At 73.1% G+C, this 22,775-nt stretch carries 26 protein-coding genes; 11 read left to right on the top strand and 15 right to left on the bottom strand.

Annotation, left to right across the window (positions count from 1 at the left end; genetic code table 11):
* Nucleotides 1-60: 60 nt before the first annotated feature.
* Nucleotides 61-831 (bottom strand): spheroidene monooxygenase, encoded by a 771-nt coding sequence (locus HHX41_RS11560; protein ID WP_259400869.1) that lies wholly within the window; start codon nt 829-831, stop codon nt 61-63.
* Between HHX41_RS11560 and HHX41_RS11555 the strand changes: the two genes are divergently transcribed.
* Nucleotides 788-1,402, top strand: coding sequence for a glycerol-3-phosphate acyltransferase (locus HHX41_RS11555; protein WP_310741930.1), 615 nt, complete (start codon nt 788-790; stop codon nt 1,400-1,402). The two genes, HHX41_RS11560 and HHX41_RS11555, sit on opposite strands and share 44 nt — an antisense overlap.
* On the opposite strand, the gene HHX41_RS11550 is transcribed toward HHX41_RS11555, so the two are convergent.
* The 7 genes from HHX41_RS11550 to HHX41_RS11520 all read right to left on the bottom strand — a co-directional run bounded on the left by HHX41_RS11550 (nt 1,353) and on the right by HHX41_RS11520 (nt 9,699).
* The gene (locus tag HHX41_RS11550; protein WP_182905934.1) at nt 1,353-2,597 is read right to left on the bottom strand and encodes a glycosyltransferase family 2 protein; all 1,245 of its coding nucleotides are present in this window, start codon (nt 2,595-2,597) and stop codon (nt 1,353-1,355) included. The genes HHX41_RS11555 and HHX41_RS11550 overlap by 50 nt on opposite strands.
* Nucleotides 2,594-4,138 (bottom strand): NAD(P)/FAD-dependent oxidoreductase, encoded by a 1,545-nt coding sequence (locus HHX41_RS11545; protein ID WP_220503940.1) that lies wholly within the window; start codon nt 4,136-4,138, stop codon nt 2,594-2,596. The genes HHX41_RS11550 and HHX41_RS11545 overlap by 4 nt, the downstream gene beginning before the upstream one ends.
* Complete coding sequence (locus tag HHX41_RS11540; protein WP_259400868.1) at nt 4,126-4,908, bottom strand: carotenoid biosynthesis protein; 783 nt, start codon at nt 4,906-4,908, stop codon at nt 4,126-4,128. The genes HHX41_RS11545 and HHX41_RS11540 overlap by 13 nt, the downstream gene beginning before the upstream one ends.
* A 257-nt stretch (nt 4,909-5,165) precedes the next feature.
* Nucleotides 5,166-6,143 carry an aldo/keto reductase gene (locus tag HHX41_RS11535; protein WP_182905933.1) on the bottom strand — a complete coding sequence of 326 codons (978 nt, stop codon included), beginning with the start codon at nt 6,141-6,143 and terminating at the stop codon, nt 5,166-5,168.
* 24 nt (nt 6,144-6,167) lie between these two features.
* Nucleotides 6,168-6,836: a dienelactone hydrolase family protein gene (locus tag HHX41_RS11530; protein ID WP_182905932.1), complete on the bottom strand. Its 669-nt coding sequence runs from the start codon at nt 6,834-6,836 to the stop codon at nt 6,168-6,170.
* 191 nt (nt 6,837-7,027) lie between these two features.
* Complete coding sequence (locus tag HHX41_RS11525) at nt 7,028-7,492, bottom strand: DUF6157 family protein (protein ID WP_220503939.1); 465 nt, start codon at nt 7,490-7,492, stop codon at nt 7,028-7,030.
* A 50-nt stretch (nt 7,493-7,542) separates the two neighbouring features.
* On the bottom strand, nt 7,543-9,699 hold the full coding sequence (locus HHX41_RS11520; protein WP_182905931.1) for a glycogen debranching N-terminal domain-containing protein: 2,157 nt from the start codon (nt 9,697-9,699) through the stop codon (nt 7,543-7,545).
* A 158-nt stretch (nt 9,700-9,857) separates the two neighbouring features.
* Here HHX41_RS11520 and HHX41_RS11515 point away from each other — a divergent pair, with 158 nt between their 5' ends.
* Nucleotides 9,858-10,058, top strand: coding sequence for a transposase (locus tag HHX41_RS11515; protein ID WP_169983160.1), 201 nt, complete (start codon nt 9,858-9,860; stop codon nt 10,056-10,058).
* Between the two features lie 65 nt (nt 10,059-10,123).
* Here the strand turns inward: HHX41_RS11515 and HHX41_RS11510 are convergent, their stop codons facing one another.
* The 4 genes from HHX41_RS11510 to HHX41_RS11495 all read right to left on the bottom strand — a co-directional run bounded on the left by HHX41_RS11510 (nt 10,124) and on the right by HHX41_RS11495 (nt 13,181).
* Nucleotides 10,124-10,855 (bottom strand): hypothetical protein, encoded by a 732-nt coding sequence (locus HHX41_RS11510; RefSeq protein ID WP_182905930.1) that lies wholly within the window; start codon nt 10,853-10,855, stop codon nt 10,124-10,126.
* Between the two features lie 358 nt (nt 10,856-11,213).
* Nucleotides 11,214-11,876, bottom strand: coding sequence for a fasciclin domain-containing protein (locus tag HHX41_RS11505; protein WP_182905929.1), 663 nt, complete (start codon nt 11,874-11,876; stop codon nt 11,214-11,216).
* Between the two features lie 237 nt (nt 11,877-12,113).
* The gene (locus HHX41_RS11500; RefSeq protein WP_182905928.1) at nt 12,114-12,722 is read right to left on the bottom strand and encodes a hypothetical protein; all 609 of its coding nucleotides are present in this window, start codon (nt 12,720-12,722) and stop codon (nt 12,114-12,116) included.
* 234 nt (nt 12,723-12,956) lie between these two features.
* Complete coding sequence (locus HHX41_RS11495) at nt 12,957-13,181, bottom strand: type II toxin-antitoxin system HicB family antitoxin (RefSeq protein ID WP_169983164.1); 225 nt, start codon at nt 13,179-13,181, stop codon at nt 12,957-12,959.
* A 176-nt stretch (nt 13,182-13,357) separates the two neighbouring features.
* On the opposite strand from HHX41_RS11495, the gene HHX41_RS11490 reads away from it, so the two are divergent.
* Nucleotides 13,358-13,585: a DUF2945 domain-containing protein gene (locus HHX41_RS11490; RefSeq protein ID WP_182905927.1), complete on the top strand. Its 228-nt coding sequence runs from the start codon at nt 13,358-13,360 to the stop codon at nt 13,583-13,585.
* Between the two features lie 157 nt (nt 13,586-13,742).
* On the opposite strand, the gene HHX41_RS11485 is transcribed toward HHX41_RS11490, so the two are convergent.
* Nucleotides 13,743-13,922, bottom strand: coding sequence for a DUF4236 domain-containing protein (locus tag HHX41_RS11485; protein ID WP_169983166.1), 180 nt, complete (start codon nt 13,920-13,922; stop codon nt 13,743-13,745).
* 239 nt (nt 13,923-14,161) lie between these two features.
* Between HHX41_RS11485 and HHX41_RS11480 the strand changes: the two genes are divergently transcribed.
* The gene (locus tag HHX41_RS11480; RefSeq protein WP_169983167.1) at nt 14,162-14,569 is read left to right on the top strand and encodes a four-helix bundle copper-binding protein; all 408 of its coding nucleotides are present in this window, start codon (nt 14,162-14,164) and stop codon (nt 14,567-14,569) included.
* 63 nt (nt 14,570-14,632) lie between these two features.
* A complete protein-coding gene (locus HHX41_RS11475) occupies nt 14,633-15,136 on the top strand; it encodes a MarR family winged helix-turn-helix transcriptional regulator (protein ID WP_169983168.1) in 504 nt (167 codons plus the stop codon).
* Nucleotides 15,137-15,223: 87 nt separating this feature from the next.
* Here HHX41_RS11475 and HHX41_RS11470 read toward each other — a convergent pair whose 3' ends face one another.
* Both HHX41_RS11470 and HHX41_RS11465 read right to left on the bottom strand, forming a co-directional pair.
* Complete coding sequence (locus HHX41_RS11470; protein WP_182905926.1) at nt 15,224-15,829, bottom strand: hypothetical protein; 606 nt, start codon at nt 15,827-15,829, stop codon at nt 15,224-15,226.
* Nucleotides 15,830-15,986: 157 nt separating this feature from the next.
* Nucleotides 15,987-17,435, bottom strand: coding sequence for an amidohydrolase family protein (locus HHX41_RS11465; protein WP_182905925.1), 1,449 nt, complete (start codon nt 17,433-17,435; stop codon nt 15,987-15,989).
* A gap of 253 nt (nt 17,436-17,688) precedes the next feature.
* On the opposite strand from HHX41_RS11465, the gene HHX41_RS11460 reads away from it, so the two are divergent.
* From HHX41_RS11460 to HHX41_RS11435, 6 genes are all read left to right on the top strand, one after another.
* The gene (locus HHX41_RS11460; RefSeq protein ID WP_182905924.1) at nt 17,689-18,867 is read left to right on the top strand and encodes a CaiB/BaiF CoA-transferase family protein; all 1,179 of its coding nucleotides are present in this window, start codon (nt 17,689-17,691) and stop codon (nt 18,865-18,867) included.
* Nucleotides 18,860-19,705, top strand: a complete 846-nt coding sequence (locus HHX41_RS11455) for a citryl-CoA lyase (protein ID WP_182905923.1) — start codon at nt 18,860-18,862, stop codon at nt 19,703-19,705. The genes HHX41_RS11460 and HHX41_RS11455 overlap by 8 nt, the downstream gene beginning before the upstream one ends.
* Complete coding sequence (locus HHX41_RS11450) at nt 19,698-20,561, top strand: extradiol ring-cleavage dioxygenase (RefSeq protein ID WP_182905922.1); 864 nt, start codon at nt 19,698-19,700, stop codon at nt 20,559-20,561. The genes HHX41_RS11455 and HHX41_RS11450 overlap by 8 nt, the downstream gene beginning before the upstream one ends.
* Entirely contained in the window at nt 20,558-20,917 is a 360-nt protein-coding gene (locus tag HHX41_RS11445; RefSeq protein WP_182905921.1) for a hypothetical protein, read from the top strand. Before HHX41_RS11450 ends, HHX41_RS11445 begins: the two co-directional genes overlap by 4 nt.
* Before the next feature lie 143 nt (nt 20,918-21,060).
* Nucleotides 21,061-22,044 (top strand): zinc-binding dehydrogenase, encoded by a 984-nt coding sequence (locus tag HHX41_RS11440; protein WP_182905920.1) that lies wholly within the window; start codon nt 21,061-21,063, stop codon nt 22,042-22,044.
* 75 nt (nt 22,045-22,119) lie between these two features.
* Nucleotides 22,120-22,764: a DNA alkylation repair protein gene (locus HHX41_RS11435; RefSeq protein WP_220503981.1), complete on the top strand. Its 645-nt coding sequence runs from the start codon at nt 22,120-22,122 to the stop codon at nt 22,762-22,764.
* The last annotated feature ends 11 nt before the right edge of the window (nt 22,765-22,775 follow it).

Below are 22,775 nucleotides of genomic sequence, written 5' to 3'. Positions count from 1 at the left end.
TCCCGCTCGGCCGGGCGCCGCCCCGGCCCACGAGGAGACCGGGGCGGTTCACTGTGCGGTTCACTGTGCGGTTCGACGACCGGCGAGGGGGTCGGCGCCGCCCCAGGTGCCCACGCTCGCATAGGGAATGAACCGGGCGAACAGCTCCTCGGAGTACCAGTCGTGGGCGCGGACCCGTTCGACAACCTCGCGGTGGGCCCGCCCGGCGTAGGCGAACGCGCGGACGGCGGCGGCGTCGCGCCACAGGGAGAAGGTGGCCTGCCGGGCCAGCGGCCACTCCCCCAGCCCGACGGAGGCGAGGCAGCCCTCCTGGGCCCGCAGCCACCGCTCGACGGCGGGCACGGACCGGTAGAACGCGACCAGGCGCGACGGCCGGATCGACGCCCGGGTCAGCACCGCCACGGGGCCGTCCTCCGGCCCCGCCGTGGCGTGGGACCCCGCGCGGCCGGGCGGCCCGGGCAGCCGGGACACGGGTGTGAACGGCTCGACCCCGTTCCAGCGCCCGCGCGAGGCGATCGGCGCGAGCCGTACGTGCCAGGCCTCGACGGCCTCGCGCCGCCACCTGGCGGGGATCGGCGAGCGTGCCAGGAACTCCTCGAGCGCCCGCTCGTCCCGCCAGACGGCGAGCAGCGCCCAGCGGCGCAGGTCGGCGCCGAGGGTCGTCGACGCTCCCCGGCCCGAGCCGAGCAGCCGCCAGAACAGCAGCCCCCCGGTGCGGCGCAGCACCGGGCGGTCGAAGGCCATGTGACGCATGGCCCCCCGGTCCGCGTATCGCTGGAGGTGGAACGTGACGACGCTCCCGCCGCTCATCCCCCTGCTGGTGGCGCTCATCGGCGGTTACCTTCTCGGCTCGGTTCCGGTCGCGGTGCTGGTCGCGGGGCGGCGGGGCGTCGATCCCCGGGAGATCGGCGACCGCAACCCCGGCTTCTGGAACGTGCGCGAACGGCTCGGCGGCCGGACGGCGGCGCCGGTCTTCGCCGGGGACATGGCCAAGGGCGTGCTCGCCGGGCTGCTCGGCCTGCTGGCCGGCGGCGCCCACACCACCGGGCCGGGGGTGGTCGCGGGCCCGAGCGTCCCCACGGCGTACCTGGCGGTGGGGGCGGCGATGATCGGGCACGCCTGGCCGGTCTTCGCCGGGTTCCGCGGCGGGCGGTCGGTGCTGACCTTCGCCGGCGGCATCGCGGTGATCTGCCCGCCCGCGTTCGGGCTCGCGCTCGCCGTTCTCGGGGTGGTCTTCCTGCTCACCCGGTCGTTCGCGGCCGGGGCCCGGGCCGGGGTGTTCGCGATCCCGCTGCTGCAACTGCCGTTCGCGCCGATCGGCCACGTCGCCGCGACCGGCGCGCTCATGTGCCTCATCGGGCTGCGCTTCGGGCAGGCGGCGCTGGCCGCGCGCCGCGCCTGACGGCGCCGGCCCCCGCCGCGGGGTAGACGGGGTAGGCGCGGCTCCGCCAGGTCCTGACGGGCCGCAGCGTCGCCTGCGTCAGCCGTACGGCCGTGGCCGGGTCGAGCAGGAACGACAGCGCCACGCCCGCGCCCGGCCGGGCGTAGCTGCGCCGCAGCGCGGTGGTGAGCAGCACCCGTACGGCGAGCAGCGCCAGGTCGAGCCGGGTCGGCCGCCCGGCGGCCAGGCGGAGCGCCGGCAACGCGGCGGTGAGCCAGACGACGGCGAGGTCGGCCGCCTGCCAGGCGGGGCGGGTGACGTCGCGCAGCGGCAGCGAGCGCCCCCACTCCCGCCACACGTCGGCCGCCGACTCGTGCATATCGACCTCCAGCAGGCCCCCCGCGTCGAGGAAGCCGACCCTCCAGCCGCAGGCGGCGAGGGCTCTGGCGAGGGCGACGTCGTCGGTCATGTGCCCGCGCACCCGGGCGAAGCCGTCGGCCCGCCGCATCGCCTCCCGCCGGAAGGCCAGGCACTGGCCGTTGGCCACCACGCGGTGGGGCGGCGGCGGGGCGGGAGGACCGATGGGGCCGAACCTGTAGACCAGCGTGGTGAGGAACGACGCGTGCAGCGCCTGCTCGGCGAGTCCCTCGCAGACGAAACGGGGGCCCGCGCTGACCAGGTCGTGGTCCCGGAGGGCGGCGGCGAGCGCGCCGAACAGGCCCGGCCGGGGCCGGGTGTCGGCGTCCAGGGTGACCACGATCTCGCCGCGCGCCTCCGACAGCCCCTGGTGCAGCGCCCACTGCTTGCCCACCCAGCCGTCCGGCAGCGGGCGTCCGCGCACCACCGTCGCCCCGCAGGCGGCGGCGATCCGCGCGGTGCCGTCCGAGGACTCGTCGTCCACCACGATGACCTCGGTGACGGCGGGGTCGGCCAGCACCGCCCGCAGGCAGGGCCCGAGCCTCCGCTCCTCGTCCCTGGCGGGGATGACCACCGAGATGCCCGGACACCCGCCACCAGGCGGGCCGCCGGCGCCGGGAGGCGGGTCCGGCAGGGGCGCGGTGAGCGGCGGGAGCCGCCGGCGGCCGCGGGCGAGCCGCGCCACCACGACGAGGGCCGCCACGGCCTGGGCGGCGGCGAGCACCCGCGCGGCGGTCCCGGCCCAACCGGCCCGTCCGGCCCGAGTGCACCCGACCGTCCTGGCCGCGCTGGTTCTCACGGGTGTGCCTTCCCCGGGCGACGTGCGGAGCTGGGGAAGTCGCGGCGCACCAGCGCGGCCACGATCCGGCCGCCCATCGCCACCAGCGGCAGCCCGCCTCCCGGATGCGCGGACCCCCCGACGAGGTACAGGCCGCGCAGCGGCCCCCGGTTGCCGGGACGGCGGAAGGGGGCCAGCGGGCCGCCGTAGGCGCCGCCGTAGATCGCCCCGCCCCACGCGCCGTACCGGTCGCGCAGGTCGGCCGGGGTCAGCAGGTCGAGGAAGCGCAGCCGTCCGGACAGGTCGTGGCCCCTGCTCGCCAGACGGCCGAGGACGAGCTCCGCGTACGCCTCGGGCGGCAGCGGCCAGCGCGCGGGGTCGCCGGCGGGAACGTTCACCAGCATGCTCCAGCTCTCCGCGCCCGCGGGAGCCTGGGTGGGGTCGTCCGCCACCGGGCAGGCGATGTACACCGTGGGGTCCTCCGGCGGCCGCCGCCGGTCGAAGATGTCGCCGAACTCGCGCCGGTAGTCGGCGGAGAACACCACCGAGTGGTGCGGCATGCCCTCGGTCCGCCCCTCCACCGCGGCGAGCAGCAGGAAGGCGGACGACGACAGGCCCAGCCCGGCGATCCGGCGAAGCCGGGCGCGGTCGGGCAGGAGCCGCCCGTACAGGGCCGCCGCGTCGGCGTTGACGATCACGATGTCGGCCCGGACCGCCTCGCCCCGGGCCGTGCGGACGCCGCCGACCCGCCCCGGGCCCGGGATCAGTTCGGTGATCTCGGTCTCCAGGTGAACGTCGACGCCCGCCTTGTCGAGCGACGCGGCCAGCGCGTCGGCGAGGCGGGGCAGCCCGCCCCGCACGTACCACCCGCCGTCTCCGTGCTCGATGGCGGGGACGCAGCCCAGCGCGGCGGGCGCGCGGTAGGGGTTCGACCCGGCGTAGGTGGCGTAGCGGCCGACGTACTGACGCAGGCGGGCGTCCCGGAAGAACCGGCCGGCCAGCGCGTCCAGGGTGCGGCCGGGCGCGACCGCGAGCAGGTCGCCCGGCCGGGGCCGCGGGACGGGGCCGCGCCGCCCGGCGCCCGGCCGTCCGCCCGTGATCCCGGCGGCCCGCCGTCCGGACCACGGGATCGGCGGCTCGACGACGGGTCCGGACAGCGGTCCCGCGAAGAAGGTGCGCATCGAGGCGTCCAGGCAGCGCCCGGCCCAGCGGTGGTAGGCCCGCCAGTGGCGGCCCTCGCCCGGCGCGAGCCGGTCCACCGCCTCCGCCGTACGCTCCGGGTCGCGGTAGGTGGACAGTGCCGAGCCGTCCGGCCAGCGATAGCGGCACAGCTCGTCGAGTTCGAGCAGGTCGAGCGGGACGCCGAGGTCCAGGAAGAGGCCGGGCAGCGTGAGCAGCGAGGGGCCGATCGAGAACGTGAAGCCGTCCCGCCTGTGCTCGGCCAGCTTGCCGCCCAGACGGGGCAGCCGCTCGTAGACGCGCACCTCGTGCCCGTCCCGTGCGAGCAGCAGGGCGGCCACCATGCCGCCGACGCCGCCCCCGACCACGATCACCTCCGCCATGCGCGCCCCCAGGCGAGCAGGGCGAACGTGCCCATCGCGAGCCCTCCGGCGGCGGCCACCAACGGATCGGGCGGCCGGAACACCACGGCGAAGCCGACGGTCTCCATCGCCGCCATCACCGTGTAGAGGACGACCAGCCCGGTGGCCCCCGCCCGGCCGCCGTCCGTACGGCCCGTGAGGCGGTCAATGAGCGTCATGACCAGGAGGGACACCAGCAGCCACCCGGCGAAGTTGCCGAGCGGCACACCGCGGTACGGCCCGGGCTCCGCCCAGACCCACAGCCCGAGCCGGAGCATCTGCGGGTCGAGGAACAGGTCCCAGGCGGTGAGCGCCAGGGCGCCCGCGAGGATCGGGATCAGCCGGCCGCGCGGCGCCACGCGGCGGGCGACGGCGTGGGCGGCCAGGCCCATGCCGCCCCACGCGAGGGCGACGACCAGCGGGACGCCCCCGGGCCGCGGCCACAGGGCGTCGGTGTAGCGGTAGTCGCCGAAGGGCAGCCCCGTCCTGGTGCCGGCCCACTCGGCGGCGAAGCCCGCCGTCACCGCCGCCGCGAACGCGCCCGCCGCCCTGCCCGGGCCGTACGCCGCCGCGGCGAAGGCGAGCGCGCTCACCGCGAGCAGGACCACGACCACGGTGGTGAGGCGCAGGTCGTGGGGCCGCAGCCCCGTCGCGATCTGGGCGGCCGTCATCGCGGCCAGCGCGACCACACCGACCAGGCGGACCATGCGGACCGCGCCGGCCATGCCGACCACGCCGTCCGCCCCGGCCATGCCGGCCGCGTTCGGCCGCGACCCGCCGGGCGGCCGGGCCTGCCTCAGCCTGCTGAGGCGCGGCCGGGCCTGCCACGGGCCCGTCAGTCGCGGCCGGCGTGATCCGCGCCGCCCGGCGGGCGTGCCGTCAGCCTCGGCCGCCCTCTTCTCTGTGGCATCCCACGTCTCCACACAGGGTGATTCGAGCGGATCCCCCTGATCGGATGCCCCCGGCCCACGCGGGACTCATCCGCCGCGGGCACGCCGCGACGGCGGGGTCACCAGCGGTGGTGCACCTGCGGGCGGATCAGGTCGTCGTAGACCTCGCGGACCGTGTCGTGCGTCTCGGCCGGCAGCGCCGGGAACCGCGCCGCCGCCGCGTTCGCCTCGGCCTGGCCGGGGTTGCGGGCGCCGGGGATCACGACGCTGACCCCGGGCTGGTCGATGATCCAGCGCAGTGCGAACTGCGCCATCGTCATGCCCTCGGGCACGAGGCCGCGCAGCCGGTCGACGGCCTGGAGGCCCACGCCGTACTCGATGCCGGAGAAGGTCTCGCCGACGTCGAACGCCTCGCCCTGACGGTTGAAGTTGCGGTGGTCGTCCTCGGAGAAGACCGTCTGCGGGCCGTACTTGCCCGACAGCAGGCCGCTGGCCAGCGGAACCCGGGCGATGATGCCCACACCGGCCTTCTCCGCGGCGGGCAGGACCTCGTCCAGCGGCTTCAGCCGGAAGGCGTTGAGAATGATCTGCACGGTGGCCACGCCGGGCCGCGCGATCGCGGTCAGGGCCTCGGTCACCGTCTCCACGCTCACGCCGTACGCAGCGACGCGGCCCTCGGAGACCAGCGTGTCGAGCGCGTCGAAGACCTCGTCGGTGTCGAAGACGGCGCTCGGCGGGCAGTGGAGCTGCACCAGGTCGAGCGTGTCGACGCCCAGGTTGGCCCGGGATCGGTCGGTCCAGGCGCGGAAGTTGTCGAGGGTGTAGACGTCGGGCGTCTGCTGCACCCTGCGGCCCATCTTCGTGGCCACGGTCAGGCCGGACCGCTCCTTCAGCAGCTTCCCGATGATCTTCTCGCTGCGGCCGTCGCCGTAAACGTCGGCCGTGTCGATGAAGGTGGTCCCGGCGTCGACCGCGGCGTTGAGCGTGGCCAGGGCGTCCGCCTCGCTCACCTCGCCCCAGTCGGCCCCGAGCTGCCAGGCTCCCAGCCCGACGACGCCAACCTGCCTGCCCGTCCTGCCCAACACGCGCTGTTCCATGAGGTCAGATCGTAGCGGGGCAGCTCAGGCGGGGGGCGCTCCACCCGCAAGGTGGCGCAGGAACCAGTCGCGGGCGAGCCGCGCCACCGTCTCCAGGGCGCCCGGCTCCTCGAACAGATGCGTGGCCCTGGGCACGATCTCCAGCTCCACCGGCGCGGTGATCGCCCGCATCGCCGTCCTGTTGAGGTCGAGGACGACGGAGTCGCGCTCCCCCACGATCAGCAGCGTCGGCTGGCGCACCGAGCGGAGCGCGTCCCCCGCGAGGTCGGGCCTGCCGCCCCTGGACACCACCGCCCCGACGCCGCCGGGCCGCGCCGCCGCGGCGACGAGCGCGGCGGCGGCGCCCGTGCTCGCGCCGAACAGCCCGACGGGCAGGCCGCCGACGCCCTCGTCCCCGGGCAGCCGGTCGGCCAGCCCGCCCACCCTTTCCGCCAGCAGGCCGATGTCGAAGCGGAGGTGGCCGGTGACGGCGTCGGCGCGCTCCTCCTCCACTGTGAGCAGGTCGGCCAGGACGGTGGCCAGTCCGGCCCGCTGCAGCTCCCCCGCGACGTAGCGGTTGCGCGGGCTGTGCCGGCCGCTGCCGCTGCCGTGGGCGAACAGCACCGCCCCCCTGGCCTCCCCGGGAACCACGACGTCCGCGTCGAGCACGACCCCGCCGACGGGGATCCGCACGCTGAGTTCGACTCCGCTCATGACGCCCGCCCTCCCCGGCCGCGCCCGGCTGAACCGCGCTGAACTCCAATGAACTCCGCCGACCTTTGCCGACCTTTGCCTGCCGACCTTTGCTGACCTTTGCCGACTCTGCCGACCTCTGCGGAACAACCGGGCGTACCCCCGGCCGGTCCCGGCAAACCCGCGCGGCCCGCCCGTGGGGACGGACGGCGTCAGGAGCGGCGCGAGCGCATCGCCTTGAGCACGCGCACGCCGCCGTCACCCGTATCGCTGTCTCCCGGGCCGCCGGCCCGGCCCTCCACCAGGCGCCGGTACTCCTCCGACTCCATCGGGCACAGCGCGATCCGGCCGTCCCGGTCGAACAGCAGCCCCCAGCCGTGCTTCTTGGGCAGGGGCGAGGCCCGCAGGCAGGCCTGGGAACGGGAGAAGAACTCCTTCCTGAGTTCCGCGCGCCGCTGTTCGGACAGGTCCTCCGGCGGCGGATCCTGCCGGCGCAGCCAGGTCTCGAACAGCACGTCCTCCTGCGTCAGGCCGTACGGCGCGCCGGAGATCAGTTCGTACTGCAGGACGGCGACGGTGGGCCTGCCGCCCCTGGGCTTGGGCACCTCCGCGGCGTCCACCGGGCAGTCGTCGGCGACCGCGATGAGCGTCGAGTAATAGTTGAGATCCTCGGCCATGGCTCCACTATGCCCCGATCGATCGGCGGCCGGCCCGGGGCGGCCGGGGGTCAGGAGCGGGCGCCGGACGTCCCCGCCGGGCGCGGCTCCGGGATGAGGCGCACCCCCTCGGGCAGGCCGCACACGTGCACCGCGCCGCTGCCCTCCCTGGCCTCCAGGTCGACCCGCGTACCCGCCAGCGGCATTCCGGAGATGCGCAGGTCCCCGAACCCCTCCGGCAGCGCCGGCGCGATCCACACCTTGCCGTACGGCACCCACGGGTCGATGCGCAGCAGGAGCCGTACGAGCTGGATCGGGGTGGCCGAGGCCCAGGCCTGCGGCGAGCACGAGGTCGGGTACGGCACCGGCACGTCGAACTCCCCCCGGTCGAACCCGCAGAAGAGCTCGGGCAACCGGTCGCCGAAGGCCCGGGCGGCGTCGAGCAGGCCGGTGGCGACGCGCTGGGCCCCGTCCACGAATCCGTAGCGCATGAGCCCGGCCGCGACGAGCGCGCTGTCGTGGGGCCAGACGGACCCGTTGTGATAGCTCATCGGGTTGTAGCTGCCCATGTCGGAGGCGAGGGTGCGGATGCCGAAGCCGGTGAACATCCGGGGTGACAGCAGGTGCTCGGCCACGGCGGCGGCCTTGTCGCGGTCGACGATCCCCGACCACAGGCAGTGGCCCATGTTCGAAGCGCACGCGTCGATCGGGCGGCCCTCGTGGTCGAGCCCGATGGCGAAGTAGCCGCGGTGGGGCAGCCAGAACCGTTCGTTGAACCGGGCGCGCAGCGCGGCTGCCCGCTCCCGGTAGCGCCGCTCGGTCTCGGTGTCGCCCGCCTCCTGGGCGAAGTAGTGGCGGGCGATGCAGGCGGCGTAGACGTATCCCTGCACCTCGGCCAGGGCGATGGGCGGCCGGGCTATCGTGCCGTCGGCGAAGTTGATGCCGTCGAAGGAGTCCTTCCAGCCCTGGTTGAGCAGGCCCTGGTCGGTCTTGCGCTGGTACCACAGGAACCCGTCACGCATGCCGTACCGCTCGATCCACTCCAGCGCGGCGTCGGCGTGCGGGAGCAGCCGCTCCACCGCCGCCCGGTGCAGGCCCCAGCGGCGCAGCTCGCCGAGGAGGATGACGAACAGCGGGCTGGCGTCGACCGAGCCGTAGTAGGCGTGCCCGCCGGCCGACGTGTCGTCCTGCCGGGCGCCGTAGCGCAGCTCATGCATGATCTTGCCGGGCTCCTCCTCGGTCAGCGGGTCGACCTTGGTGCCCTGCAGGGCGGCAAGCCGGCCCAGCGTGCCGTGCGCCAGTTCGGGGTCGAGCGGCAGGGCCATCCAGGAGGTGAGCAGCGAGTCGCGGCCGAACAGCGTCATGAACCAGGGCGCCCCCGCCGCGACGGTGGGCGGCAGCTCGGGATGCTCGGGATCGAAGAGCCGCAGCGCGCCGAGGTCGTCGTGCGACTGGCGCAGGATTCCCGCCAGAGCGGTGTTGGTCACCGTGACCTTGGGCAAGCGCTTGTCCCACTCGAACAGCTGTCCCGCCCGCTGCGCCAGCGCGGGCGACAGCCGCTTCTCGGAGTACCACGGCTCGGTCTCGACCCCGTCGATGATCGGGTTGGCCTTGACGCAGGTCGTCCATTCGCCGCGCGGCGGCACCACCACGCGGAAGATGAGCAGGCGAGGGTTGACCACCGGCATCACCGGGGTGCCGTCGGCCTTGGCCGCCACCCGCACCCCCCTGGCCTTGCTGACCGAGAACATGCGCAGCGACCGTTCCTCCGCCACAGTGGTCACGTCGGCCACCCAGTGCACCCGGTGGGTCTTCACCTCGAACAGGTCGCACACGTCGGAGCCGATGTGCAGGGTCACCATGCAGCCGGCCGGCTCGTGGGACATGTTGCGGATGGTGACGTCCTCCGACAGCCCACCGCCCACGTACCGGTCGCGCACGATCAGCAGCGTGCTCTCCGCCTGCCCCGGCCGGGGCGCCGCCCGGCCGACGAAGGTCGCGTGGTACGGCTCGCCCGCGAGGACCTGGAGCTCCTCGACCGGGCCGTCGTCGACGCGCAGCTCCCACTGGGACAGCAGCCGGGTGTCGGCGTAGTAGATCCCCTGCGCCGACCCGGGCAGGATGTCGCCGTTGCGGGCCGAGACGCAGAACGATCCCCCGGCCACGAGCGTCATGGCGCCCCCGCCGATGGCGCTGGGCTGTCCCTCGAACGTCCATCCGCTCGTCATGCCGATCACCCCGGCCCGGTCCCCCGATCCCCGACGGTTGCCCTCATACCCGGAGACCGAGCCCGCACGTGCAGTCTTATGTCCGTGTTGGTCGGCATGCCGGCTCGACCAGGGCCGCTTTACCGGCCCATGACCCGTCGTTGCCTACTGTTCCCCCCGTGCGCAGGTGGGTGAGTTCGGAAGGGCACGAGGTGGACCTGGTCGTCATCGAGGGCCGCCGGCTGCTGCGCGTCCGTCACCTGGGCTACCACGTGGGCTACTGCGCCTCCGTCGAGGAGGTGGCGGGCCACCTCGATCTCGCCGATCTGGTGGAGGTCGTCGACCTGCGCCGGGCCGCCAGGGCCCGCGCACACGGGTGAGGGGTGAGCCGGTCCGGCTCACCCCTCCGTCGGGTCACCGCCCCGCCTCACGACGGCGCGGGCGCTCAGTCCCAGCCCGGCATGTTCCAGAAGTCGTCGGAGACGGGCGCCTTGGACTGGGCCTTGGGCTGGGCCTTGGGCTTGGCCTGGGACTTGGCGGCCTTCGCCTTGCCCGGCTTCTGCATGCCCCAGCCCTGCATCTCCCGCACCCAGGCGCCGGCGTCCTCGTCGTCGGTCTGCCGACTCGACGGCTTACGGGTGAAGTCGTTGCCGGACATCTTGGAGTACGTCGGCTGATTGGACGTGGGGTGCAGGAAGACGTCCTGAGGCGCGCCGCCGCCGTTGCTGTTGTTCCTGCCGGTGGCGGGCATCGTGAACATGGAGCCGTTGGCCGGCTGCGTGCCGTTCGCCTGGTTGCCCGGCCGGCTGATCATCGGGATGTTCGGCCCGGCGCCGGTCGGGCCGTCGCCCCGCTGGGCCCCGGCGCCCGCACCGGCGTTCGCCTGCTCACCGGCCGCCGGCCGGTTGGCGGGACGGCCGTTCGCCGCCGGGCCGTTCGCCCGGTTCTCGGCCTCGTCGTCGGCCGCCATGAACGGGCCGACCTTCGCGCCCTTGTCCAGGATGTCCAGGGCCTTCGACGCGACGAAGCCGGGCTCCTCCGGGTTGTTCATCGCCAGCGCGGCGATCTGCTTGCCGGGTGACATCGGCTCCTTGGCGGACAGCGGAGCCGGGTCGGCGGGCGCACCCGCGGGACCCGAAAGGAGAGCGGCGGCGAGTACGGCAGTACATAGAGGCATGAGAATTTCCCCCGAAATCTGGTGGACGGTACAAGAACGAAGGTAAGCGCACGATGCCGGGCGATCACGGACCCGAGGCTCAGTGTCCGGTCAAATAAGAGGATCAGCCGCTTCAGGACATAGGCCGCAGGTCACGCACTACTCGCCGGCTCCGGAAACGCACCGAGCCGAATCACCATGGCCAGCGACGATAAAACGTGAAATAAGACCGTATGTCCGTCGCACGGCCCGCGGAATTCGCGCGGGATTCCGGACGAACCGCCTCCATTGGCGAGGCCGCAGAACGGCCCCGTAAACGGAACGGGGGTGAGCCGCGGTGCGGCTCACCCCCACAAGACTGTCGCGGAGCGACGTACGGTCACCTCGGCATGAGGACCTTGTCGACCGTGTAGACGGTGGCGTTGCTCGTCGCGATGTTCCCGCAGGTCACCGCGGCGTCGTTGACCTTGAGGCTGGAGTCGGACCCGGAGACCGTGAGCTTGCGGCCCTCGAGGGAGGTCAGCTCGCCGTGCATGTCCGCCGGCGCCTTGCGTCCCTTCACCACGTGGTAGGCCAGCAGTCCCCTGAGCGACTTGCGGTTCGACATCATCTGGTCGAGCTGGCTCTTGGGGATCTTGCTGAACGCGTCGTTCGTGGGCGCGAACACCGTGATGTCCTGGGCGGAGTTGAGCGTCTCGGCCAGTCCGGCCTTCTTCACCACACGCGCCAGCGTGGACAACGACGGGATGTCGGCGAGCGCGGTGCCGACCGGCACCTTGGCCAGTTCGGCGGGACTGCCCTTGCCCGAGGCCGGCAGCGAGGAGCAGCCCGCGCCGACGGGCGTCCCGGATACCGCCGGTGACGCCGACGGGGACGGGGTGACGCTCTCACTCGCCTCCGCGCTGGGAGTCTCGGTGGTCATGTCCGTGGCGGTCTCGTTGGCCGCGACCGGAGCCGCGGAATTGCCGCCCTGACTGCCGCAGGCCGCGGACATCGAGAGCGCCGCGGTCAGGGCGGCAAGGGCGAGCAGACGGGTATTCATGATCGTGCTTCCTTAGTCGTGGAAAGGTCGTTGCTGGGTGGCGGTCGGGTGCGTGACGGGACACGGAGCGAACGCACCGATCGGTCCCGGGACCGGACGCGGGGCGCGGCGTGCCACCCGCACGACCGCCCGCGCCTACCGACCCCTGCGGACGGCGACACCGGAAGAGCCCGCCACACCGGCTCAGCACCGGTGTGGCGGGCCGATCAGACGGGCCGCTCACACGGGCCTCTTCCGTCAGGCCGTCCGGGGCGGGGTCACCAGCCGCGGCGACTGGTGCCGACCGGGGCGGGTGACCGTCTTGTGGCGCGGCGCCTTCTGCTGCGCCGTCTTCTGCTGTCCCCTGGGCATCGGGTAGGACTTGGTGTTCTGGACCCCCTGCACGGGGCGGAAGGTGAACGGCTTCGGCGCCTCGCCGGGAGCGAGGACGGGCTGGATGAAGACGTCGCGTGTCGTGGGATCGATCACCGGAACGAACTTGGTCGTGTTCTCCCCTCCGGCCGCCCTGTCGCCCGACGTCTGGGCGGGACTTCCGGCGTCCGTTCCGGAGGCTCCGGTCGAGCTCGGAGCGGCCGGCGATTCAGGAGCGGCGCCCGTGTCGTTCCGCCTGCCGTCCGTCCCGCTGGGAGCCATCCATGGCGGCGCCTGGGGGATGGGGAACGGAAACTCCCCGGCCTGGGGCGCCATTCCGGGCAGCGACGCGAGTTGCGGCCGGCCCGTGGACGGCGTCGTGGCGTTGTTCTTGTCTGTGGTGGCCCTCGTTCCGGGCGGGGCCGGGTCCGGCGGCACGGCGGCCGGCCCCGACAGCAGGGCGGCGGCCAGCACAGCGGCTGTGCAGAGAGGCATGAGACTCCCCCGAGGTCATGGATGGTACGAGCACGACGGTAAGGGCCGCACCGGGGAGTGATCACGCATCCGACGACCAATGTCCGGTCAAGCATGATGATCGGGCGCTTCACCCGCAAAGATCCCATCGCACCCGCAAGCGCGCGCCGCGCTGAGCCTGGTGTGCGGTGAGCCCCGAGGAGCGCGGAAGGCCCAGCCGGGCAGGCGCGACCCGGCAAGCTCAGTCCAGCAGGCTCAGTCCGGCAGCCTGACGTCGATCGGCACCACGATCGGCGGGTTCGGGGGCGGGTGCGGCGCCGGCCGATGCGTGAAGTGATGTTCCAGGGCCCGGCGGAGCCGATCCAGCGCCTCGTCGACCGTGCGCCCTTCGCAGGCCATCTCGACCTGGACGCACCGCGCGCAGTACAGGCCACCGTCCCCCGAAGTGACGGTCGCGGTCAGCCGCACGGTCCGCCCCATGCTCCCACCGTGCGCGGGAGGGCACCGGGGTAATCCCGCCGAAGTGGCAACAATACGGAGATCACCCCAACCGGCTCTCGCTCGTGTGCGGGTTAGCACGGGAGCTTTGCCGGAATAAGAACCCTTTGGGGGCGATGCCGGGAGGACGGCGCGTTTCCCCGGGTAGGGCCGGGCGTATGAGTGAGAAAGACAAGAAGGAAGAGCTGTCGGTCGGAGACGAGGTCACCTGGAAGAGCCACGGCGGCACCGCGACCGGCAAGGTCGAAAAGAAGATCACCGAGCGCACGGAGGAGGCGGGCCGCACCGTGGCCGCCTCGCCCGAGGACCCGCAGTTCCTCGTACGCAGCGAGAAGAGCGGCGGGGCCGCGGTGCATAAGCCGTCGGCCCTGCACCCCAAGGAGTGAGTGCCGTCCGCCGAGCGCGGATGGCGGCCCCGTCCGGCCGGGCGGTCGCCGACGCCGTTTCACCGGGTATCCAGAGCCACGACCAAAGAGGCATCGGAGGAGCCCGGGCCCGCGGGCGCGCGCCGGGGGGCGCGCCCGAGGCGCCGGCCGCCCACGGCTAGTTGAGCGTCTTCCTCCAGTGGAAGCCGCCGGGCAGGTTCACGGTGAGGGTACGGCGCCCGTCCGCCGTCTTCGTGACGCGGAATGCGCGTCCGCCGAAGCTGTGCCCGACGCCGCCGCGTGAGAGGTTGAGCCTGAACGGTCCCATCTTGATCGCTTTTCGATAGCTCCAGCCCATGGTGTCCCTCCACGATTTCCGGTGCCCCCACGACTACCCCGGAAGACGATCAGCACACGGGATCTTCTCCGTTTACGTCTCTGCCGGCGGGTATGGCCCAGAGCTGAACGAGCTTTTCGGCCGTCACGACCCCGATCGGACAGCCGGCCGGGCGCCGGGGCTCGACGGGCCCGGCCGCACCGGCCGGGGTCTTCGCCGCTTCACGGAGCCGCTCGTTCGAGACCGGAAGGAGCGATGCCATGGGACACGCCGGAGTGATGCTGGAGACCTACCCCGCCGACCTCGGCGGCGTGGACAGGCAGGTGCTGGCGAACTGCATCGAGGCCTGCTTCGACTGCGCGCAGACCTGCACGGCCTGCGCGGACGCCTGTCTGAGCGAGCACGCGGTGGCGGAACTGGTCCGCTGCATCCGCACCAACCTCGACTGCGCCGACATCTGCGCGACGACGGGCCGGGTGCTGTCGCGGCACACCGGTTACGACGCGAACCTGACCCGCGCCCAGTTGGAGGCCTGCGCGCAGGCGTGCCGCAGCTGCGGTGACGAGTGTGGTCAGCACGCCCACGTGCACGAGCACTGCCGGGTGTGCGCCGAAGCGTGCCGCCGCTGCGCCCAGGCCTGCAACGAGCTGCTGGCCTCGCTCGGCTGACACTCGTTTATTTGCAGGGTGCAATGACATGGGGGCGCGAGCGAGCGTGTAAAAACGGTGCCTATGGCAAAGGAAGCGGACGAGGAGCCCACCGGCGACGACCTGGAGGCCGTCACCGTCGCCGTGCTCACCGCCTCTCGCGTGCTCGTCGCGGTCTCCGCGCGGTCCCTCGCCGCCGCGGAGGACCGCGTCACCCTGCCGCAGTTCCGCATGTTGCTGGTGGTCGGACAAGGGGAGACCAAGCTGGTGACGCTGGCCGACAAGCTCGGCGTGAACCCGTCGACCGCCATGCGCATGGCCGACCGCCTCGCCGTCACCGGCCTGCTGGAGCGTGAGGTCAATCCGCACAACCGGCGGGAGACCCTGCTGCGGCTGACCGACACCGGGCGGCGCATCGTGGACGAGGTCACCGCCCGGCGCAAGGAGGAGATCGCCGCGATCCTCACGCGGATGCCGGCGTCCCGGCGGCAGGCCCTCATCGTCGCCATGAGGGAGTTCAACGAGGCGGCGGGCGAACCGCCCGCCCGCATCGCCTTCCCGCTCGGCTGGCCCGGCCCGTCCTCCTGACCACATCGCGCAGCCGTCCGGCCGCCATCACGCGCACGGCAGCCTGCGAGGGCGACCCCGTCAAGAAGAGGCCGGCCGGGCAGGGGGTCAGCAGCCGGAGTCGGCGCAGGCGCCGGGAATGACCCCGGGGGCTCCGTCGGCGCCCACAGGCACCTCGCCCTGGTCCTGGCTCGAACCGCCCTTCGAGACACCGCCCGTCTTGGACGAGCCGGTCCCGGCCCGGTCCGCGCCGGAGCCCTGCCGCCCGGAGGAGGAGCCGCCGCCCGAGGACCCGGCCGCGGCGCCCGCGCCGCCTCCGGCGGGCGCCTGGCCGCCACCGGAGCCGTCTCCGCCGGACCCCGTCGCGCTCTGGTCCCCCGCGCTCTGGTCCCCGGAGCCCTGATCCGCCGAGCCCTGCGAGTCCTGTCCGCCCTCCGCCCCGGCCTGGTCGCCGGTGCCGTCACCGGCGGAGCCGCCGTCCTGGGCGGGGGCCGACTGTTGCACGCCGCCCGCGGCGGGCGGGTCCGCCGGGCCCGAGCCGTCGCGCAGCGCGTAGCCCGCTCCCCCGGCGGCCAGTACGGCGACCAGGGCCGCGGCGGCGATGACGAGAGGCTTCCTGTTCTTGGTCGTGGCCGACGGCTCATCCCGGCTGGAGAGGATCTCCTGCCCGAAATGATCATCCTGGCTCGTCTGCGACGGGACGCGCCCTTGCATGTGAGACAACTCCCAGCGGTCGTTACGGGGGAAAGCTCCACGGCTTCCGCGGGTGGCTGCCCACATTAACCCCAGGAGTGAGCCAATCTCACAAAGAACCGCAAACAATCATGAATCTCCCAGGGTTTCCCCCGGTTCGATCGCACTGCGTACCAGGTCAGCGGCTGTGCGTCGCCGCGCTGTGGTAGTCGGTGTACGTGTAGGGGTTGTCGAGGATCTTCGTCTCGGGGATGTCCGGGTTCATCCCCTTCTGCCATGCCTCCTCACCCAGGGTCGAGCGCAGGTACTCGACCGTCCGCTCCACCTCGCGGCGGGCCGCGGCGAGGTCCACGCCGACCAGACGGTGCTCGTGCTTGACCACCCGGCCGTTCACGAGCACCGTGTGCACGTCGCCGCGCTGCGCCTGGAACGCGACGTGCCCGTAGGGGTTGAGCAGCGGGAACGACACGGGCGACGCGTCGTTCTTGATGAGCACGATGTCGGCTTTCCGGCCCGCTTCGATGCTGCCGAGGTCGTCGGCGCGGCCGATGGCGCGGGCGCCGCCGCGCGTCGCCCAGTCCACCACCTGGTCGGCGCGCAGGCTGCAGTGGGTGATCGTCTCCCCCCTGGCGTGCGCCTCCATGTGCTCCCGGGAGCGGTCGGCGCCGAGCGTGGTGCGCATCGCCGAGAACAGGTCACCGCTCCACCAGACGCTCGTGTCCATCGACAGCGAGACCGGGATGTCGTGCGCGCGGATGGCCCAGGTGGGCGGGTAGCCCTGGCCCGCGCTCTGCTCGCTCTCGGTGGAGACCGAGATCGAACCACCGGTGGCGGCGATGCGGTGATAGGAGTCCGCCGACAGCGAGGCTGCGTGGACGTAGACCGTCTCGGGCGTCATGAAGCCGTGCTCGTACATGAGCCGGATGCCGTCGTCGCTGGTCGCGCCCCACACGCCCGCGTGGGTCGTGACGGGGACGCCGAGGTCGCGGGCCGCCTCGAAGGCCGGCTTCTCGGGGAAGGCCGGGTCGCCGGTGACGTCGAAGGCGATCTGGAAGCCCAGCATGTCGTCGCCTGTGATGCGGCGGTCGACGAAGTCGCGGAACTCCGGCGCGCCGGTCCACTCGGCCGGCGGCGCCTGGATGTTGCCGTAGGCCAGCACGAACCGGCCGGGCACCGCCCGCAGAGCGTCGACGGCCGCGTCGGCGTGGTCGACGGTCCGCAGCCCGTGCGACCAGTCCACGACCGTCGTGACACCGGCGTCGATCGCCTCGATCGCGGCCAGCAGGTTGCCGGCGTGCACGTCCTCCGGCCGCCACAGCTTGCCGTACTCCAGGTAGTACCAGACGAAGTACTGCGTCAGCGTCCAGTCGGCGCCGTAGCCGCGCATCGCCGTCTGCCACATGTGGCGGTGAGTGTCGATCATGCCGGGCATGACGATGCCGCCGGTGGCGTCGACGACCACGGCGCCGTCCGGCGCGGGCAGGTCCGGCCCCACCTCCGCGATCCGGTCGCCGACGACGAGGACGTCGGTGCCCGGCAGCACACTGTGCCCGTCGTCCATCGGCAGCACCGTCCCGCCGCGCAGCAGCACGGGCCGTTCCGGCCCGAAATCGGTCGGCTCGTTCATCGTCGAACTCCTCACCCTCACATGGCCGAGCACGGCCGCATCCGGCGAACAGTTGTCCGCCATACGGTCAGTGCCGCATCCGCTGTTACTTTCCCGAGCGCCGTCCCCGCTGTCAACCATGCGTTTTCCCCTGCATCCTGCGACGAAGTAGCCGCCACCCCGTTTGACCAGAGAGACGCCTGTGCCAGAATCGGCGTCACGGACCGATGTCCGTTCAGCGGACACTGCAGTCACAGCAAGAAGGGGGAGCCGGATGACAGACACCGCGCCCGAGCGGGGAGGCGGGCCGCTGTCCGGCGTGCTGGTGGCCGACTTCTCGCGGGTCCTGGCCGGGCCGTACGCCACGATGCTGCTGGCCGACATGGGCGCCGAGGTCGTCAAGGTCGAAGGGCCCAGGGGAGACGACACCCGCACCTGGACGCCGCCCGTACGCGGCGACGTGTCCACGTACTACCTGGGGGTCAACCGGGGCAAACGCTCGATCGCGCTCGACCTGCGTGACGAGAAGGACGCCCGGGTGGCCCGGGAGCTGGCCCGCCGTGCCGACGTGCTGGTGGAGAACTTCAAGCCGGGCGGGCTCGCCAAGTACGGCCTCGACTACGCCTCGGTGAACGCGGCCAACCCCGGCGTGGTGTACGCCTCGATCAGCGGGTTCGGCTCGGGCGCGGGCCGTGACGTGCCCGGCTACGACCTCATGGTGCAGGCCATGTCGGGCCTGATGAGCCTCACCGGCGACCCGGAGGGACCGCCGTACCGCGCGGGGATCTCCGTCTTCGACGTGATGGCGGGCAACCACGCCGCCATCGGCGTCCTCGCCGCCCTGCGCCACCGCGACGCCACCGGGCAGGGCCAGCACGTCGAGGTCAACCTGCTGTCCTCGGCGCTGACCGGCCTGGTCAACCACAGCTCCGCGTACGTCGCCGGCGGCGTCGTCCCCTACCGCATGGGCAACGCCCACCCGAGCGTGTTCCCCTACGAGCCGCTGCCCACCGCCGACAACGACCTCATCGTCGCGGCCGGCAACGACGGCCAGTTCCGCAAGCTGTGCGAGGTGCTCGGCATCCCGGAGATCGCCGGCGACCCGCGCTTCGCGCGCAACGCCGACCGGACCGCGCGCCGCGAGGAGCTGCGGCCCATCCTGGTCGAGAGGCTGGCCACGCGCGGCGCGCTGGAGTGGTTCGAGCTGCTGGTCGCGGCGGGGGTGCCGTGCGGGCCGATCAACACCATCGACGGCGGGTTCGCCATGGCCGAGCGCTTCGGGCTCGACCCGGTCGTGGAGGTGGGCCAGGGCGACCGGGCCGTCCCGACCACCCGCCACCCGATCCGGTTCTCCGCGACCCCCGCCGCCTACCGGCTGCCGCCGCCGGAGCTGGACGAGCACGGAGACGAGCTGCGCGAATGGCTGACGCGGGAGGAGAACGAGGATGTCTGACCGGCCCGAGATGATCGAGCGGCCGTCGTACCCCACGGCCTTGGGAGCGTCCTCGCTCAGGTCGATCACCCTGCTCGGCTGCGACCTCGCCGAGGACGTGATGGGAAAGGTCGGGTTCGGCGAGCTCGCGTTCTGGCTCGCCGCCCAGCGGCGGCCCACGCCGGGTGAGACCCGGGTGTTCGAGGCCGTGCTCGCCGCGCTGGCCGACCACGGGTTCACCCCGACCGCGATCGTCACCCGGCTGACGTACCTGTCCGCGCCCGACTCGATCCAGGGCGCGCTCGCGGCCGGGCTGCTCGGCGGCGGGTCGCGCTTCCTCGGCGTGACCGAGGACTGCGGCCGGTTCCTGCACCAGGTGCTGACGGCCCACGAAGGGCCGCCGCCGTCCGACGACGCCGGCTGGGACGCCCTCGCCCTGGAGACCGTACGGGCCCGGCGGCAGGAGGGGCGCTTCATCCCCGGCCTCGGCCACCACGTGCACAAGGAGGGCGACCCCCGCACGCCCCGGCTGCTGCGAATCGCCGCCGAGGAGAACCTGGTCGGGCCGCACCTGTCGCTGTTCACCGCGATCGGCCGCGTGCATCCCGAGGTGCTGGGCAAGAAGCTGCCGCTCAACGGCGCGGGCGTGTGCGGCGCGGCGCTCGCCGACCTCGGCCTGCCGCTCGAACTGCTGCGCGGCTTCGCCCTGCTCGCCCGTACGGCCGGCCTGATCGGGCAGCTCGCCGAGGAGCTGCGCCGCCCGGTGGCGAACGAGATCTTCCTGTCGGTGGACCTCAACAACCGGTCCGTCGACCCCGAGCCCTACGCCCCTGACGCCACTGGAGGTTCGCATGGCTGAACTGGTCGCGGTGATCGCGTCCACCCATCACCCGTTCTACTACCGCGCCAGCACGGCCACCGGCGAGGACCGCCCGCCGTTCGCCGACGAGTGGGTGCGCAAGGTCGAGGCGTTCCGGGAGACGCTGACGAAGGCGCGGCCCGACGTGCTGGTCATGGTCGGCTCCGACCACTTCCACCAGCTCTGGCTCGACAACATGCCGCAGTTCCTCGTCGGCAAGGCGCCGTTCTACGACGCGAACTGGTACAACGAGGAACGCGAGTTCGGCCTGCCCCGGATGTTCTTCACCGGCCAGGAGGACCTGTCGGCGTACATCCTGCGGGAGGGCCTGGACGCGGGCTTCGACCTGGCCTTCTCCAACGAGCTGCGGATCGACCACTCGATCACCTGCCCGATCATCACGCTGCGGCCGCAGAACGACCTGCCGATCGTGCCGATCTACACCAACATCTTCGCCCCGCCGCTGCCGCGGCCGAAGCGGTTCGTGCAGCTCGGCCGCGCGATCCGGGAGCTGGTGGAGTCGTGGCCGGCCGACAGGCGGGTGGCCGTGATCGGCACCGGGCACCTGTCGCTGGAGCTCGGCGGGCCGCGCCAGTTCGGCCCGCACGGGCCCGACCCCGAGTTCGACCGCAGGGCGGTCGAGTGGATCTCCTCCGGCGACATCGAGGGGTGCCTGTCGGAGGTCACCCTCGACAGCCTGCACCTGCCCGGCAACGCCACCCACGGCTTCATGGACTTCATGCTGATGATGGGCGTGGCCGGCGAGGGCGCCAAGGCCGACTACGTCGACACCTACGACCTGTTCCACACCATGGAGGCCTACTTCACCTGGTACCCCAACGGAGGCGTGGCGTGAGCAAGTACCTGCTGAACAAGTTCCTGTTCACCGTGGACCGCGACCCCGGCCTGGTCGAGCGCTACCGCGAGGACCCCCGGGGCACGGTCGAGTGGTGGGAGGCCGAGTACGCCAACCGGCTGCTGAGCTGCCACGGCGGGGAGGCGTCCACCTGGCTGCGCTTCGAGGACGCCGAGCGCGAGGCCCTGGCCGGCCACGACTACCCGAAGCTGTTCGAGCTGGGCGCGCACCCCTTCCTCACGCTCACGCTGTTCATCGCGATGTTCGAGCGCGACCACGAGCCGCTGGGCTTCCAGACCGAGTACGCCCGGCGGCTGGCCCACATGGCCATGCCGTACCCCGACATCGCGACCTGATCGGACCTGCCCGCCGTCGAGAGCGGGCCGGGGCGGCGAGGCGCCGGGCAGGCCGTGCGGGGCGTGTCCGGCGGCGCTCGCCGATGACGACGAGCTTTCCCCAGATGTGCCACGACCAGACGTGCTTCGGCGAAAGGTGGACCATGCGAGCGGCACAGATCGTGGAACCCGGCAGGCCGCCGCTGGTGGCCGACCTGCCCGTGCCCGCCGCCGGGCCCGGCGAGACGCTGGTCGAGGTCGGCGCGGCGCCCGTCACGCCGCTCGACCTGCTGTGCGCGAGCGGCACGTCCTACTTCGGCCGGCCGCGCACGCCGTACGTGCCGGGGGTGCAGGGGGCCGGAATCGCGGACGGGCGGCCGGTGTGGTTCGCGACCTCGGCCGGGATGGCGCCCGGCGACGGCAGCATGGCGCAGGTGGCGGCCGTGCCCGCCCGCGACCTCGTCGAGCTGCCCGCCGCGGCCGATCCGGTCGCGGTCGCCGCGCTCGGGCTCTCGGCCGTCGCCGCGCACATGGCGCTGACCTGGCGCGGCGAGCTCGCCCCCGGCGAACAGGTGGTGGTGCTCGGCGCGGGCGGCGTGGTCGGGCAGGCCGCCGTACGGATCGCGCGCATCGCCGGCGCCCGCAGGGTCGTGGCGGGCGCCCGCTCCCCCGCCGCCGCGGAACGTGCCCGGCAGGCGGGCGCGGACGCCGTGGTGGCGCTCGACACCGGTGACGTCGTCACACTGGCGGCCCGCTTCGCCGAGGCCTGCGACGGGCCCGCCGACCTCGTGCTCGACCCGCTCTTCGGCGCGCCCGCGGCCGCCGCGGCACGCGCCCTGCGCCCCGGAGGCCGGTGGGTCAACCTCGGCTCCTCGGCGGACGAGACCTGCCCGATCGACTCCTCCACGCTGCGCGGCAGGTCGCTGCGGCTGCTGGGATACACCAACAACGAGCTGACCCCGGAGCAGCGGGCCGCCTCGATCGTGTTCGTGGCCGAGCAGGCCGCGGCCGGGCGGCTGTCCGTCGCCCACGAGCGCGTCCCGCTGGAGGAGGCCGCGGCCGCCTGGCAGCGCCAGGCCGCCGGCGCATCCTCGGGCAGAATAGTCCTCATCCCTGGGCGGCTCGCTGAGGAATGTCTGACGCTCTGACGGGCCGGGGAGCTCGACGGACAGGAGGCTGAGGTGGCCGGAACGACGCCGACCGAGACGACGGTGGCCGAGGTGATGGCCGAGCTGGCCGAACTCGATGACCCGAAGGCGCGCGAGGTGAACGAGAGACACGGTGACGATCACGGTGTGAACCTCGGCAAGCTGCGCGCGCTCGCCAAGCGGCTGAAGACGCAGCAGGAACTCGCGTGCCGGCTCTGGGAGACGGATGACACCGCGGCGCGACTGCTGGCGATCCTGATCTGCCGTCCGAAGGCGTTCGAGCGTGACGGGTTGGACGCCATGCTGCGCGAGGCGCGTACGCCCAAGGTGCATGACTGGCTCGTGAACTACGTGGTGAAGAAGAACCCGCACGCCGAAGAGCTGCGCCTGGCCTGGTCCGCCGATTCGGATCCGGTGGTCGCGAGTGCGGGCTGGGCGCTGACCACCGAACGCGTGACGAGGAAGCCGGAGGGCCTCGACCTCGCAGGGCTGCTCGACGTCATCGAGGCGGAGATGAAGAACGCACCGGATCGCCTGCAATGGGCGATGAACCACTGCCTGGCGCAGATCGGAATCGAGCACGCCGAGCACCGTGCCCGTGCGATCGACATCGGTGAGCGCCTGGAGGTGCTCAAGGACTACCCGACACCCCCGGGCTGCACCTCTCCGTTCGCGCCCGTCTGGATCACCGAGATGGTGCGCCGGCAGCACGCCGAGTAGGAAGGTTCGCA

Source organism: Microbispora sp. H13382, from assembly GCF_014161445.1.
GTDB lineage: Bacteria > Actinomycetota > Actinomycetes > Streptosporangiales > Streptosporangiaceae > Microbispora.
The sequence above is the reverse complement of the archived record's forward strand: the minus strand, read 5'-3'. Positions and strand labels throughout refer to the sequence as shown.